Origin of the sequence: Paraburkholderia sp. MM6662-R1, from assembly GCF_050436245.1 — a bacterium.
In the GTDB taxonomy this organism is placed as follows: Bacteria; Pseudomonadota; Gammaproteobacteria; order Burkholderiales; family Burkholderiaceae; genus Paraburkholderia; species Paraburkholderia tuberum.
This window is the reverse complement of the sequence record NZ_JBNDLV010000004.1, coordinates 1,128,990-1,143,874: the sequence shown is the minus strand read 5'-3', so window position 1 is coordinate 1,143,874 and position 14,885 is coordinate 1,128,990. Positions and strand designations below refer to the sequence as shown.

General features: G+C 66.0%; 13 protein-coding genes and 1 pseudogene. 4 read left to right on the top strand and 10 right to left on the bottom strand.

Features of this window, described 5'->3' with window-relative positions:
* Positions 1 to 14: 14 nt before the first annotated feature.
* Positions 15 to 1,289, top strand: a complete 1,275-nt coding sequence (locus OKW39_RS35140) for an RNA polymerase sigma factor (RefSeq protein ID WP_429564734.1) — start codon at positions 15 to 17, stop codon at positions 1,287 to 1,289.
* Between the two features lie 53 nt (positions 1,290 to 1,342).
* On the opposite strand, the pseudogene OKW39_RS35135 reads toward OKW39_RS35140, so the two are convergent.
* The 7 genes and pseudogenes from OKW39_RS35135 to OKW39_RS35105 all read right to left on the bottom strand — a co-directional run.
* Positions 1,343 to 1,552 (bottom strand): annotated as a pseudogene (locus OKW39_RS35135) (LysE family translocator); the annotation flags it as partial.
* A 30-nt stretch (positions 1,553 to 1,582) separates the two neighbouring features.
* Positions 1,583 to 2,170: a DUF4337 domain-containing protein gene (locus tag OKW39_RS35130; RefSeq protein ID WP_184052885.1), complete on the bottom strand. Its 588-nt coding sequence runs from the start codon at positions 2,168 to 2,170 to the stop codon at positions 1,583 to 1,585.
* Positions 2,171 to 2,294: 124 nt separating this feature from the next.
* Positions 2,295 to 3,263: a quinone oxidoreductase family protein gene (locus OKW39_RS35125; protein WP_429564733.1), complete on the bottom strand. Its 969-nt coding sequence runs from the start codon at positions 3,261 to 3,263 to the stop codon at positions 2,295 to 2,297.
* Between the two features lie 140 nt (positions 3,264 to 3,403).
* The gene (locus OKW39_RS35120; RefSeq protein WP_429364667.1) at positions 3,404 to 6,472 is read right to left on the bottom strand and encodes an efflux RND transporter permease subunit; all 3,069 of its coding nucleotides are present in this window, start codon (positions 6,470 to 6,472) and stop codon (positions 3,404 to 3,406) included.
* A 16-nt stretch (positions 6,473 to 6,488) separates the two neighbouring features.
* The gene (locus OKW39_RS35115) at positions 6,489 to 7,640 is read right to left on the bottom strand and encodes an efflux RND transporter periplasmic adaptor subunit (protein ID WP_429564732.1); all 1,152 of its coding nucleotides are present in this window, start codon (positions 7,638 to 7,640) and stop codon (positions 6,489 to 6,491) included.
* Between the two features lie 53 nt (positions 7,641 to 7,693).
* Positions 7,694 to 9,265, bottom strand: coding sequence for an efflux transporter outer membrane subunit (locus tag OKW39_RS35110; protein ID WP_429564731.1), 1,572 nt, complete (start codon positions 9,263 to 9,265; stop codon positions 7,694 to 7,696).
* Between the two features lie 312 nt (positions 9,266 to 9,577).
* Positions 9,578 to 10,312 carry a GNAT family N-acetyltransferase gene (locus OKW39_RS35105; protein WP_429564730.1) on the bottom strand — a complete coding sequence of 245 codons (735 nt, stop codon included), beginning with the start codon at positions 10,310 to 10,312 and terminating at the stop codon, positions 9,578 to 9,580.
* Between the two features lie 126 nt (positions 10,313 to 10,438).
* Between OKW39_RS35105 and OKW39_RS35100 the strand changes: the two genes are divergently transcribed.
* The 3 genes from OKW39_RS35100 (at position 10,439) to OKW39_RS35090 (ending at position 13,136) form a co-directional block, all read left to right on the top strand.
* Positions 10,439 to 12,031 (top strand): PLP-dependent aminotransferase family protein, encoded by a 1,593-nt coding sequence (locus OKW39_RS35100; protein WP_429564729.1) that lies wholly within the window; start codon positions 10,439 to 10,441, stop codon positions 12,029 to 12,031.
* A 195-nt stretch (positions 12,032 to 12,226) separates the two neighbouring features.
* Positions 12,227 to 12,559 (top strand): hypothetical protein, encoded by a 333-nt coding sequence (locus tag OKW39_RS35095; protein WP_184052897.1) that lies wholly within the window; start codon positions 12,227 to 12,229, stop codon positions 12,557 to 12,559.
* Between the two features lie 184 nt (positions 12,560 to 12,743).
* Positions 12,744 to 13,136: a flavin reductase family protein gene (locus OKW39_RS35090; RefSeq protein WP_090807910.1), complete on the top strand. Its 393-nt coding sequence runs from the start codon at positions 12,744 to 12,746 to the stop codon at positions 13,134 to 13,136.
* A gap of 6 nt (positions 13,137 to 13,142) precedes the next feature.
* Here the strand turns inward: OKW39_RS35090 and OKW39_RS35085 are convergent, their stop codons facing one another.
* The 3 genes from OKW39_RS35085 to OKW39_RS35075 form a co-directional block, all read right to left on the bottom strand.
* Positions 13,143 to 13,640 carry an N-acetyltransferase family protein gene (locus OKW39_RS35085; RefSeq protein ID WP_429333234.1) on the bottom strand — a complete coding sequence of 166 codons (498 nt, stop codon included), beginning with the start codon at positions 13,638 to 13,640 and terminating at the stop codon, positions 13,143 to 13,145.
* A gap of 138 nt (positions 13,641 to 13,778) precedes the next feature.
* A complete protein-coding gene (locus tag OKW39_RS35080; RefSeq protein ID WP_429333235.1) occupies positions 13,779 to 13,937 on the bottom strand; it encodes a PQQ-binding-like beta-propeller repeat protein in 159 nt (52 codons plus the stop codon).
* Positions 13,938 to 14,442: 505 nt separating this feature from the next.
* Positions 14,443 to 14,826 (bottom strand): hypothetical protein, encoded by a 384-nt coding sequence (locus OKW39_RS35075; RefSeq protein ID WP_090807904.1) that lies wholly within the window; start codon positions 14,824 to 14,826, stop codon positions 14,443 to 14,445.
* Positions 14,827 to 14,885: the final 59 nt, after the last annotated feature.

Below are 14,885 nucleotides of genomic sequence, written 5' to 3'. Positions count from 1 at the left end.
TGAAGGCTGACGCCGTGACGATACAGGCCACCCATCGTGCGATCGACGCTGTCTGGCGGATCGAATCCGCGAAGGTCATCGCTCACGTCGCGCGGATCGTGCGCGACGTGGGACTCGCCGAGGAACTCGCGCAGGACGCGCTGGTGGCCGCGCTCGAGCATTGGCCGGACGCGGGCGTGCCCGACAACCCCGGAGCGTGGCTGATGACCGCCGCGAAGAACCGCGCGCTCGATCGCCTGCGCCAGGAAGCGCTGCATGCGCGCAAGCGCGAGGAGCTCGGCCACGATCTCGACGCGATCGAAGCGCACGTGGTGCCCGATTTCGTCGATGCGCTCGACGCCGCGCGCGCCGACGACATCGGCGACGATCTGCTGCGGCTCATCTTCACCGCGTGCCATCCGCTGCTGTCGACCGATGCGCGCGTCGCGCTGACGCTGCGCCTGCTCGGCGGCCTCACCACCGACGAAATCGCGCGCGCGTTTCTCGTGCCGGAGCCGACCATCGCGCAGCGGATCGTGCGCGCGAAACGCACGCTGTCGGCGGCGCGCGTGCCGTTCGAGGTGCCGCAGGCGGACGCGCGCGCGGGGCGGCTCGCGTCGGTGCTGCAGGTGATCTACCTGATTTTCAACGAAGGTTATTCGGCCACGGCCGGCGACGACTGGATGCGCCCGACGCTATGCGAGGAGGCGTTGCGGCTTGGGCGCGTGTTGAGCGGACTCGCAGCCGACGAGAGCGAGGTCCACGGTCTCGTTGCGCTGATGGAGATTCAGGCGTCGCGTACGCACGCGCGCACCGACGCCCAGGGGCGTCCGGTACTGCTGCTCGATCAGGATCGCAGCCGCTGGGACCCGCTGCTGATTCGCCGCGGCCTCGCCGCGCTGGACAACGCGCATGCGCTCGGCGGCGAGAGCGGGCCGTATGCGTTGCAGGCGGCGCTCGCCGCGTGCCATGCGCGAGCGCGCCGCGCCGAGGACACCGACTGGGCGCAGATCGTCGCGCTCTACGATGCGTTGGCGCAGGTCGCGCCGTCGCCGGTAGTGGAGTTGAATCGCGCGGTCGCGGTGGGGAAGGCGTTCGGGCCGGCGGCCGGACTCGAGATCGTCGATGCGCTCGCCGCCGGTTCGGCGCTCGCGAATTATCACTGGCTGCCGAGCGTGCGCGGCGATCTGCTGGTCAAGCTTGGACGCGTCGACGAAGCCCGCGCGGAGTTCGAGCGCGCCGCGGCGATGACGCGCAATACGCGCGAGCGCGAGTTGTTGCTGGAGCGTGCGCGCGGGCTCGCGGATTGAGGCTGGCACATTGGTGCTGGCACATTGGTGCTCGCGCACACGTCAGTGCCGCCTCATCGAATCAGCTGCCGCACCCCCAACGCAACGATCAAGCCGCCGCACACACGATCCACCCACCTCTTGCCGCGCCGATAAGCCGACGCGATGCGCTGATGCGACAGCGCCAGCGCGACGAACCCATACCAGCTGCTCGCGACGACGAACACCATGCCGAGCATCGCGGCGAACGTGCCGGTGCTCACATGCGCTGGCGCCGCCGAAGCTCTGGGTGAAAAGTAACGCGAGCATTCCGCTCATAGCCCGAAAAACGCCGCGCCCGCGGTCAAGACGCCCACTCCCGCGACGAGGTACGACAGATTGCGCAGCCAGTTCTTGCGCGTGAGCAGCGTGATCGCACACAGCGCAATCGCGACCTGAATCAGCAGCGTCGCCTGAGCCCAGCGGTGATGGCCGTGCAACAGCGTTTCGCTGCGCGTATCGGCGGCGACGACCTGTTTTTCGATCGCTTCTGCGTTCGCGCGGATCGGCTCCTTCTGCTGCTTGTATTTCTCGACGTCGGCGACGAACTTCGCGTGCGCGTCACTATTGGGCGCCGACAGCGCCGCGCCGAGTTCCGCGAGGTTTTCCTTTTCGCCCTTCGCCTGGTAGTAGCTCCACTGGTTCGACGCTTCGGTCTTCTTGATCGCGGCTTCGTTCTTGTAGAACAGCGCGAGGTTTTCGGCGTTGCCGCTCTGGTACGCGCACAGCGCGCCGATCGTCGCGAGGATCGCGGTCATCACGGCCATGCGGCTCGCGAACGGATCGGCGTCGTGATGCGCGGCGTGGCCGGCGTGTTCGACGGCATGGTCGTGCGGACCGTGCACTTCATATTCTTCAGACATCAGATTCTCCGAGGCAATGCTTTTGTCGTTCTCGCCGGACGGGGCGGGCGCCCGGCGGCCTCAATCTTAGCGTGTCGCGGAGGCCCGGAGGCCGCACCTTCAATGCACGGTGTCAGAGGGACGGTTATTGCATGCGAATCACGACGCGCCCGCGCGTGCCGGCGGCGACCGCCTCGTAGGCTTCGCGCGCGCGGGCGAGCGGGAATTCCTGCGCGATCGCCGGGCCGCTCAGCTTGCCGTCGTCGAAGCCCTCGACGAGCGCCGTCATCAGCGGCGCCGATTCCGCGACGCCGAGCTTCGCGCTGTCGACGCCGAGCAATTGCGTCTCGTTGTGATAGAAGTCGATCAGATCGAACTCGACGCGGCGCTTGCCGGTCCCGCTGATTTCGAGCACGCGGCCGCGCCGCTTCGCGAGACTCAGCGCGGTCTCGAACGCGACACCGCCTACCGTGTCGTACACGACTTCCGCGCCCGCGCCGCCGGTCAGCTCGCGCACGCGTGCGGCCGCGTGTTCGTCGAACGCCACGTAGGCGTCGATCAGGCGGCCCGCGGGCGTGGCGGGATCGAGCGGCCGGCGGTCGACGGCGATCACGCGCGCGCCGCGTGCTTTCGCGATCTGCACGACCGCGCCACCGACACCGCCGCTCGCGCCAAGCACGGCAATGGTCTCGCCGGCCTGCAACTTTGCGTATTCGACGCTGCCGAGCCACGCGACCACGAAGTTCACGCCAATCGCCGCCGCCTCGACGTGGCTCAACGCCACGGGCTTGCGCGACAGCGCCGCGACCGGAATACCGAGGTACTCGGCGTGCGTGCCGTCGCGCGTGAAGCCGATGTCGCCGCCGGTCCCCCACACCTCGGCGTCGAGCCACGCGGCCGGGCCGTCCACCACCACGCCGCTGAAGTCGCGCCCCGGCGTGCGCGGCAGCACCGTATGTTCGAAATGGCCGGACACGTTCTTCACGTCGCTCGGATTGACCGAGGCCGCCATGACCCGCACGACCGCATGCTCCGCGTCGGCCTGCGGCGTCGGCAGATCGACGTATTCGAGCACTTCGGGGTTGCCAAAAGATTTGAACTGAATCGCTTTCATCGTGCGTGGCTCCGGTTGGTCTTGCGCCGCGTTGCGCAGCGAATGCACCGTAGTCTAAGTGATGCGAGTAAGGGCATCAGGACGACGGCTTTCAGATTTCGGACAACAACCCGCGCGCCGGGTACGCGATCACCCACGCTCTAACCCGCCTGACCCGCCTCGTCGGCCTTCGGCGCCTGAGCATGCCGCTGGTGTTCGGCGGCCAGAAACATGTACATCGCCGGCACGACGAACAACGTGAACAGCGTGCCGATCGACATCCCGGTGAAGATCACGAGCCCCATTGCGTTGCGGCCCGCCGCGCCCGCACCCGACGCGATCACGAGCGGCACCACACCGAGCACCATCGCCGCGGTCGTCATCAGGATCGGGCGCAGCCGCACGCCCGCCGCTTCCTCGACCGCTTCGCGCTTCGCGCGGCCCGCGCGCTGCAGTTCGTTGGCGAACTGCACGATCAGAATGCCATGCTTGCTGACGAGCCCCATCAGCGTGACGAGGCCGACCTGCGTGTAGATGTTCAGCGTCGTCAGGCCGATGTTGATGAAGATCAGCGCGCCGAACAGCGCCATCGGCACCGAGATCAGGATCACGATCGGATCACGGAAACTCTCGAATTGCGCCGCGAGCGCGAGGAACACGATGATCGTCGCGAGCAGCAGCGTGATGACGAAGCCGCCCGACTCCTGCACGAACTGGCGCGACTCTCCCGAGTAATCGGCCGAGTAGCCGGCCGGCGCGACCTGCGCGGTCGCCTTGCGCAGAAAATCGAGCACCTGGCCTTGCGACACGCCCGGCACGATCACGCCGGAGATCGTCGCCGAGTTCAACTGCTGGAAGTGGTTGATCGATTCTGGCACGACGCTGTGCCGCAGATGCGCGATCGTCGACGCCGGAATCACGTTGCCGTCCGGCGTGCGCAGATAGTAGTCGAGCACTTGCGACGGATTGAGCCGGTCGATCTGCAACACCTGCGGAATCACCTTGTACGAGCGTCCCGCAATCGAGAAGTAGTTGACGTAGCCGCCGCCCAGCGCCGACCCGAGCGCCTGTCCGACGTCGCTCTGCGACAGCCCGAGCGAGGCCACCTTGTCGCGGTCGACGACGAGCGTCACTTCCGGCTTGTCGATTTTCAGGTCGCTATCGACGAAGAAGAACATGCCGCTCGCACGCGCTTTTTCCAGCACTGCTTGCGACACCTCGTTGAGGTTTTCGAACGGCTCGGTCGTGCTGATCACGAACTGCACCGGCAATCCCTGCGCGCCCGGCAGCGGCGGAAACTGGAACGCCGCGACGCGCGCGCCCGCGATCTGATTCCACTTCTGCTGCAACTCCTGCTGCAGCACGGTCGCGTTCTTGCCGCGCTGATCCCAGGTCTTGAACAGCACGCCGCCGATGCCCCGGTTGACAGTCGGCGAGCCCGTGAGCTGGAACATCTGCGAATATTCGGGCAGTGTCTTCGAAGCATCGAACACCTGGTCCGCGTAGGTCTGCATCTGCTGGATCGTCGCGTTGGGCGGCCCGATGATCTGCGAGAGCACGATGCCCTGGTCTTCCTGCGGCGCGAGTTCCGACTTCGAGGTCATGAACAGATACACGGTGCCGCACAGCAGCAGCGCGCCCATGATCACGAACACGGGCCAGGTGTCGAGCGTCGCGTGCAACAGGCGGCCGTAGCCGCGATGCACGCGCTCGAACTGGCGGTCGACGAAACGCGCGAAGCGGCCCGACTCCTGCGCGGCGCGGAAGAAGCGCGAGCACATCATCGGCGACAACGTGAGTGCGATCACGCCCGATACCGTCACCGCGCCCGCGAGCGTGAACGCGAATTCGGTGAAGAGCGCGCCCGTCAGCCCGCCCTGGAAGCCGATCGGCGCGTACACGGCGATCAGCACGACGGTCATCGCGACGATCGGGCCACCCAGTTCGCGAGCGGCGATCAGCGCGGCGTCGAACGGTGTTCTGCCTTCGTGCTTCATGTGCCGATCGACGTTCTCGACGACGATGATCGCGTCGTCCACGACGAGCCCGATCGCGAGCACGAGTGCGAGCAGCGTGAGCAGATTGATCGAATAGCCGAGCACCTGCATCACGAAGAACGTGCCGATCAGCGACAGCGGCATCGCGATCAACGGCACGATCACCGCGCGGAAGCTGCCGAGAAACAGGAAGATCACGACGGTCACGATCACGAGCGCTTCGACGAGCGTTTTGATCACTTCCCTGATCGCGGTGTTGACGAAGTCGGTCGCGTCATAAACGATGTCGCCCGTCATGCCGGTCGGAAACTGCTTCTGCAGATCGGGAAACACGGTTTTCACGCGCTTGGCCACATCGAGAATGTTCGCATCCGGCGCGACCTTGATGCCGATGAACACCGACCGCTTGCCGCTGAACGCGACGTTGAAGTCGTAGCTGTCGGCGCCGAGCACGACGTTCGCGACATCCTCGAGGCGCACGAGCGAGCCGTTCTTCTGCTTGACGACGAGCTGCTTGAAGTCGTCGACGGTATGCAGGTCCGTGCCCGCTTCCAGGTCGACGCTGACCATTTGCCCCTTCGTCGTGCCGAGCGTGGCGAGATAGTTGTTGTTGCCGAGCGCGGTGTACACGTCACTCGCGCTCACGCCGTGCGCGGCGAGCCGCGCCGAGTCGAGCCACGCGCGCATCGCGAACTGCCGCCCGCCCAGCACTTCGGCGGTCTGCACGCCCTGGATCGAATCGAGCTTGGGCTTGACCACGCGCAGCAGGTAATCGGTGACGTTGTTGCTTGGCAGCACGCTGCTGTAGAAGCCCATGTACATCGCGTCGGTGGTCTGCCCGGTCTGCACTGTCAGCACCGGCTGCTGCGCCTGCGGCGGCAACTGGTTGCGCACCGAGCCGATCTGCGTGTTGATCTCGGTCAGCGCGCGGTTCGCATCGTAGTTCAGACGCAGCGTCGCGATGATCGTCGACACGCCCGTGATGCTCGTCGACGACATGTAGTCGATGCCCTGTGCCTGCGCGATCGCCGCTTCGAGCGGCTGCGTGATGAAGCCGGCGATGGTGTCCGAGTTCGCGCCATAGTAGGCCGTCGTGATCGTGACGACCGCGTTCTCGGTCTGCGGATACTGGCTGACCTTTAGCACCGCGAGCGCGCGCAACCCGAGCACGAGGATCAGCAGGCTCACGACCGAAGCGAGTACCGGCCGGCGAATGAAGATGTCCGTGAACATGATCGGGCGGCCTCGCTTATTGTTCCTGCGGCGTCGGATTCGGACTGTCCGACGGCTGCACGCGGTTGTCGATGATCAGCGGCGTGCCGTTCTTGAGCTTGATCTGGCCGCTCGTCACGACCTGCGTGCCGTCGTCGATGCCCTTCAGAATCGCCACCTGGTCGCCGCGCGTCGGCCCCGGCGTTACGAACACCTGCTGCGCGACGGGCAGCGTCTTGCCCTGCGCGTTGGGTTGCGTGCCGGGCTTCACGATGAACACGGTCGCGCCGTACGGGTTGTAGGTGATCGCCGTTTGCGGCAGGGTCAGGTAGCGCTGTTCGGCGCCCGAGTCGATCTTCACGTTCGCGTACATGCCGGGCAGCAGCTTGCGCTCGCGATTGTCGACGCTCGCTTCGATCTGTACGTTGCGCGTCGCGCTGTCGACTTTCGGGCTCACCGACTGGATCTTGCCGGTGAAGGTTTTCCCGCTGTACGCGTTGGTGTCGACGCTGACGGTCGCGCCGATCGCGAGCTGGCCGAGCTGTTGTTGCGGTACCGAGAAGTCGGCGTAGATCGGATCGATGGCTTGCAGCGTGACGATCGCGTCGCCGGGATTCAGGTATTGCCCCGGATTGATCGTCGTGATGCCGAGGCGCCCCGCGAACGGCGCGCGAATCGTCTTCTTGTCGACGAGCGCCTGCTGTTGCGCGACCTGCGCCTTCTTGCCCTTGAGGTCGGCCGCATCGGCGTCGAGCTGCGCCTTCGCGATCGCCTTGATGTCGTACTGCGCGCGGTCGCGCTCGTAGACCGTCTGTGCGAGTTGGGCCGCGGCCTGCAGCGATTGCAGCAGTGCGACGTCGCTGTCGGCGTTGAGTCGCACGAGGATCTGTCCGGCTTTCGCTTCCTGCCCCGACACGAACGCGACCTCGCGCACGAGGCCGGCGACTTCGGTCGTCACGTCTACGCCGCGCACCGCGCGCAGGCTGCCGACCGCCGCGAGCTGCGGCTGCCACGACTGATAGTGGACCACCACCGCCGAGACCGTGGCGGGCGGCGTAGTGTTGGCCGCCATGAACTTCGCGAACATGTGCGCGCGGAACAGGTTGAAACCGACCAGCGCGGCGAGCAGCACGCCGACGCAGATCAACATGATCACCATCCGCTTTGTCATCGGTTTTCTTTCGGCCATCGTGATGTCCTTGCTCGGCTTGGGGCGAGGGCTGGGGTTGCGTCAGGGCACGGTCAATGTGGCGTTGCGGCGGTTGCCGTCGTTGCTGATGGCGACGACGTGTTCGACGCGCTCGCCGAGTCGGCGGCCGGCGCGGCTGCGGACTCGGGCGCGGCGGCATTCCACCAGCCGCCGCCGAGCGCCTGGAACAGCGCCGCGGTATCGGCATAACGCGCGGCCTGCGCCTGCGCGAGACTCACGACCGTTTGCTGATACTGGCGTTGCGCGTCGAGCAGCGCGAGGTAGCTGACACCGCCGACGTGATACTGTCCGCGCGTCAGTTCGAGCGAATCGCTCGCGGCGCGCGACGCGTCGGTCTGCGCCTTGAGGCCGGTTGCGTCGTGTTCGAGCGCGCGCAGCGTGTCCGCAACGTTCTGGAACGCGAGCAGCACCGTCTCGCGGTATTGCGCGCCGGCCTGCTCGTAGGCGGCCTCGGCCGCGCGCTTTTGCGCGCTCAGCTGGCCGCCGTGAAAGACCGGTTGCAGCAAGCCCGCGCCGATGCTCCAGATCGTGCTGCCGGCCCTGAGCACCTGCGCGGGCGTCAACGCTTCGGCGCCGTAGCTCGCGGACAGCGTGATCTGCGGATACATCGCCGCGGTCGCGACGCCGACCTGCGCGCTCGCCTGATGCAGCGTGGCGTCGGCGGCAAGGATGTCGGGGCGCTGGTGCACCAGCGACGACGGCAGGCTCACGGGCAGCGTGTCGGGCAGCGAGAACATGTCGAGCGTGAAGTCGGGCACCGAGGTATCGCTCGGCAGCTTGCCGGCGAGTACCGCAAGCTGATGGCGCGCCTGATCGAGCTGCTGTTGCAGCGGCGGCAGCGTCGCGCGGGTCTGCGCGAGCAGCGTTTCCTGCGCGAGCACGGCCGTGCGGCTCACGCCGCCGAGTGAGAATTGCTGGTCGAGCACGTTCAGTTGCTGCTCTTCCTCGGAAGCGATCCGCTCGGTCGCGTCGATCTGCGCGCGCACCGACGCTTCCTTGACCGCCGCGGTCACGATGTTGGCCGATATCGTGAGATAGGCGGCCTGCAGCTGGAAGCGCTGATAGTCGATCTGCGCATGCAGCGCTTCGAGTTCGCGCCGCGCGCCGCCGAACACGTCCAGCTTGTACGAGACGTTGACCGACGCGTTGTAGAGATTGAATTCCTCGACGAGGCCGGGCTCGCCGAACGCGATGCCGTTGATCTTTTCGCGCGTGGCGCTCAGTTGCGCGTCGACGCTCGGCAGCAAGGTGCCGCCGGCTTGCGCCGTGTAATTCTCGCGAGCCTGTCGCAACGCCGCCTGCGCGGCGGCCATGTTCGGACTGTTGGCGATCGCCTCGCGGATCAGCGCGTCGAGCGGCTCGCAATGAAACAGCGTCCACCACGCGGCGGGAATGTCCTGGGCCGGCGCGAAACGCTGCGGCAGGCCTGCGGGGCCGGGCGCGGAGGCGGTCTGGTCGGGCAGCGGCGTGGTGGTGAAGGTGTCGGTGGCCGGTGCTGGCGGCGCGTGGTAGTCGGGGCCGACCATGCAGCCGGCCAGCGCGACGCAGCTGCACAGCGCAACGTAGAGGCGCCCCCAGACAATACGCTGACTCACGTCGATCATCGATCTACCTTGTATCGCCAATGGCGGGTGGACCGGACGAAGATGTTCAGGGCACCCGAACGTTCTTGGAGTTGTCTTGCCGACGCTGGAATTTACCATGCACGGCGCGAACCGCGCTTGGCCTCGCGTTCGCTGGCGGACGAAGGTGGATACGAGATCACGTAGGAGGGCGGTGATGGCAGGCGGTGCTGCCGCTGTCTGCCACGCCCGGCGCGGTATTCACGACAATTTCACGGATTCGGGCACGCGGTTGGCTCGGCATCGCGCTTGGCGAACTGGTCGAGCTGTTGCCTGGTTATCGATCGTCTGGTTTTACCGGGCCTCGTCCGCCGCTCGGCGCTGCGCGATCAGATCGGCGAGCCGCTCGACCTGCTGCCCTTGCGCATCGAAATTGCCCGCGTCGAGCCACCGCTCATAGCACGAGCGCAATGCCGGCCACTCGCTGTCGATGATCGAAAACCACGCCGTGTCGCGATTGCGCTCGCGATAGACGATCGCCTGCCGGAAGATCCCCTCGAACGTAAATCCATAGCGCAACGCGGCCTTGCGCGACGGCTCGTTGAGCGAATCGCATTTCCATTCGAAGCGCCGATAACCGAGCTTGTCGAACACTTCGCCTAGCAGCAGGTACATCGCATCGGTCGCGATGCGCGTGCGCTTGAGCCGCGGCGAATACGTGACGTGGCCGACTTCGATCACGCCGTTGGCCGGATCGATCCGCATCAGCGAGAGCGTGCCGACCGGCTTGCCCGTCGCCAGGTCGATGACCGCGTAGTGCAGCGGATCTTTCGATGCCGCCATCTGCGTCAGACGCTCGCGATAGGCCGCGAGACTGTCGAACGGGCCGACCGCCAGATAGGTCCAGTCGCGGCCGTCGGTGGCCGAGCCGTACGCGTCGAAGAGGTCGGCCGCGTGGCGCTCGACGTCGACCCCTTCGAGCCGGCAATAGCGGCCGCCGAGCGGCTCGCGGCCCGGCGGCTGTGCGCCGTGCCAACCGGGCAGGGGTGCGCCGATTGGCTGGCCGTAGGCGTTACGTGTGGGTTCCATGTCTGTTCTCCCGTCGATGAATGAGCGATGCCGGAGGATGCCGATGCGTGTCGATGCAGGAACGATACGGCAAACGTGGTATGTTCAAAAGATCCAAGACAAGCTTATTCGATAGATCCAGCCACCATGATCGAAATCATCGGACCGCTCGTCCATGCGGACGACGCGTTCGCCGCGAGCGGCGCCAGCGGGGCCAAGCGGCCCGCGCCGCTGCAAAAGCAGCTGATCGAACGTCTGCAGCAGGCGATTCTCGCCGGTCGGCTGCCGGCCGGGTCACTGCTACCGTCGTCGCGGCTGCTCGCCGCCGAAATGGGCGTGTCGCGCAACACGGTCGTGATCGCTTACGAGCATCTTGCCGCGGTCGGCTACGTGATCGCGGATCGCCAGGGCACGCGCGTGAGCCCGCTGTCGAGCCCCGCCGCGCGCGGCGAGCGGGCGGCGGCGTCGGCCGCGCCGGAGGTCGTATACGCGGCGCGCGTCGAGCAGTTCGCGGCGTCGCACAAGCACGCCGACAACGGGTACGCGCTGACCCCCGGCACGCCCGCGCTGGACCGTTTCCCGCTTGCCGCGTGGCGGCGCGCGCTCGAACGTGCGATGGAGCGCGCATTACCACGCGCGCTCGGCTACGGCACGCCGGCCGGCGAGCCCGCGCTGCGCGACGCGATCGCCGCGCATCTGCGGATGGCGCGCGGCGTGCGCTGCGATGGCTCGCAGGTCGTGATCACCGAGGGCGCGCAGGAGGCGCTGAACCTGTGCGTGCGACTGCTGACCAATCCCGGCGATATCGCATGGATCGAGGACCCCGGCTATCGCGGCGCGAAGGCCGCTTTCAACGCGGGCGACTTGCGCACGCTGCCGATTCCCGTCGACGCCGAAGGCATGGCCGTGCCGGCCGACGCGTGGCACACGCATCCGCCGAAACTGATCTACACGTCTCCCGCGCATCAGTATCCGACCGGCGCGGTGCTGTCGGTGGCGCGGCGGCTTGCGCTGATTGCCGAGGCGCGGCGCTGCGGCGCGTGGCTGATCGAGGACGATTACGACGGCGAGGTGCGTCACACTGGCGAGCCGATCGCGAGCATGCAGGGGCTCGTCGACGCGGCGCCCGTGCTGTACGTCGGCTCGTTCAGCAAGACGATGTTTCCGGCGCTGCGCATCGGCTTCGTCGTGCTGCCTCGCGCGATCGCCGCGCACGCCGCTGTTGCGCTGCAAGAGATGCTGCGCGGCGGGCATCGGCTGGAGCAGCTGGCGCTCGCGCATTTCATCGAAAGCGGCGAATTCGGGCGGCATCTCGGGCGGATGCGGCGGCTGTACCGCGAGCGGCAGCAGGCGCTGCGCGACGCACTGGCCGAGCATTTTCCGGCAGCGACGATTCTTGGCGGCGATTGCGGCATGCATCTGACGCTGCGGCTACCGGCGTCGCTCGACGATCGCGCGCTCACTGCGCGGGCGCAGGCGTTGGGGTTGAGTCCGCGCGCGCTGTCGGGGTTTTCGATCGGGGCGTCGGAGCGGACGAACGGGCTCGTGATCGGGTATGGCAATACGGAGGCGGAGCGCTTGGGACCCGCGGTGAAAACGCTGGCGAAGATGGTGCGGCAGATGGAGGGCGAGGCGCGACCGGCTGCGAAGCGCGCGTCAAAACGGGGCGGAAAAACCGTCGTCCGGTCCCGCAAAAAACCCACCCCGCCACGCCGTACTCCCGCCACTCCGGGCATGTAAGTTTTACGTCTGTCCGCCTGGCCCATGTCGCGCTATCGTGTCGTATGCGCGGCGACTTCGCAGGTCCGATGTGCTGGTTTGCCCGCATGTGCCGCGGTTGCCCGTCCCGTCGCGCGGCGGGTGTGGCGCCAGCGATGGGCACGAACAATGCATTCAGTGTGGTTATCGATGACGATCTATCCGACCGGAGAAGACATGAAGGAAATCGAACCGACCCCGTGGTTTGACCTTGCCATCCATACGCCCGTACGCGAAGGCTGGTACGAAGTGCAGTTGGCGAGCGGGGACACGGCGTTTGCGAAATTTGGCGACGGCGTGTGGACCGAAAAGCCGTTGCTCGTATTCACGCACTGGCGCGGCCTGTGCGCCGATCCCTCGAAAGCCGCGGACGGCGCGGCCGAGTCGGTCGGCGCCGAAGCCACCGCGGCGCAGGGCGTGCGCGCCGCCTGGAACGCGTTCTTCCCGGGACTCGGCGACGAGCAGCACAAGCCGCTCAATGCGGTGCCGAACGGCAAGGCGCCGCATTGAGGGTCCCTTGAAATTCGTTTGAAGTCCGGTCGGGCGGCGGCTTGTGGGCCGCCGCCCGGCAGCTCGATTCGGCCGCCATCCGCGCGTGGTTCGAATCGCTCTCGTATCGCTCGGCCCTGCGCCGCACCGCATTTGTCCCGCCCCGCTACAATCAGCGTCATCCTTTCGACGCCATCACGATGCTATGAACGCCACCCGAGAAACCGTGGAATTGTCGCGCGCGACTCAACTGCTCAATCACGGACCCGTCACGCTGATCACGAGCGCACACGATGGTCGATCGAACGTGATGGCCGCGTCATGGGCGATGCCGCTCGACTTCAATCCGCCGAAGGTGGTGGTCGTCGTGGATAGCCGCACGCTGACGCGTCGCCTGATCGAAGCGAGCGGCGTGTTCGGGCTGCAGTTGCCGAGCCGCGGTTTCGCCGCGCAAACGCTCGCGGTCGGCACGCACGCGGGCGTCGAACTCGACAACGACGATCCCGACCTGCGCACATGCCATTACGTGGCCGGCGGTACCTTCTTCGCGACGGGCGATGCATTCGAGGTGGCGCCCGTCGCGGCGTCCGCGCAGTGACCGGGCTTAGGTGCTCCGTTCGGTTTCGCCTTCGGCGAATGCTTTGAGCGCGTCGCCGGCGAGACGATAACGTACCCATTCGCTTTGCGGATTCGCGCCGATCGACTTGTAGAAGCCGATGGCCGGCTCGTTCCAGTCGAGCACGCTCCATTCGAATCGACCGCAGCCCGTTTCGCAGGCGATTTGCGCGAGATGGCGCAGCATCTGTTTGCCCGCGCCGCTGCCACGCGATGCGGGCGATACGTACAGGTCTTCCAGATAAAGCCCCTGTTTGCCGAGCCACGTCGAATACGAAAAGAAGTACACGCAAAAACCGACTGGCTCGCCGTTCATTTCGCAGATCAGCGCTTTCGCGGCCGCGCCCTCGGAAAACAGGCTCTTCTCGATGTCTTCGACGCCGGCGACGACTTCGTGCTTGGCTTTTTCGTAGATCGCGAGTTCGGTGATGAAGCGCAGGATCAGGGGGGCGTCGGAAGCGGTGGCGGGGCGGATGTGGATCGTCAAGGTCTAGTGCTCGGTGAGTTCGGTGATGACTGCCGGCCGGCGGGCGCTACGCGCCAAATGCGCCGGCTTCGGAACAGACTCACATCGTAGCAAAGAGCCAAAGGTCCCGCCGCGAACGGACGGGGCCTCGGGCGTTTCCTACAGACCGAAGGCGAACAATTTCAGCGGCCCCGGTCCACTCGTCGAGCCAGAGCCCCAGAACACCACGCCGTCCGCAATGGCCGGCCCGGCATTGCATGCACCCCCGCTATTGAATGACCACAGGACTTTTCCGTTGGAAGAATCGAGCGCGTACATCGTGCCATTCGTGTAGTCGAGATTGCGTCCGAAGACCACGCCATTGGCGATACTGACGGCTGCCTCCGCGCGGCTTCAGAGCGGGTCCGGCGTGGTCCACGTCACTGCGCCGGTCGCGACATCGAGTGCGACGACGCTGCCGCGGAAACTCCACTGCCAGGCAGACGGAGGGACATAGGCGGCCATCAATTCTTCGTTCGATGTGGTTCCTACGAAAGCCGTACCGTTCGCGATGACGGCAGACTGCGTGACCATTGAATAAGTGATTGAATCGATTTGCGTGTGCCAAAGCCGAATCTTATTTCCGGTCCTTAAGCCCGACCGCAATTCGCGTAGTCACCAATGAAAGCGCGGCAACTCCACTTCAATCGAATGCCCTTCTACATCCCTGCCGGGTTCGCCGGCGAGAGTATGACGGGGTGGTGCGATTCGCGGCTGATTGGATGATTGCCCGGCATGAGCGCGCGTTCGGACAGGAAGAGAGACGAATCGGCACTGCCGCGCTTCAACCCTCCGGCAACACCGACTTACCGCGTCGCTTTTTCGGCTTAGGCTCGACACCCACTCGCGGGTCCCGCTCCAGCACGAGTGCCGTCAACTGCTCGACAGTGTCTTCAAACGCAGGATCCTCCTGCGGCACGTAAAGCCATTTCCCAAGCACCGGGTGAGGCTGCAACGCAGGCATATCGGTAATCAGAGCAGCATGGCGTTCCCGCGACGTACAGACGAGCAGCCCATTCCACGGCTTATCGCGATCGACGGCAACCAGGCACAATAGCCCATCGATATACGCAGCGTCGCTACCAAACATCCGCCGACGCATATACGTCGGATCGCGTTCGAACGCGTCGAAGATCCACAGGAGCGAATTGCTGATCGAAGAGGGCATCGGCGGACAATCTCAGGAAGCGCGGGTGAACGAAGATAAGTTTACGTAAATTCTCCAGG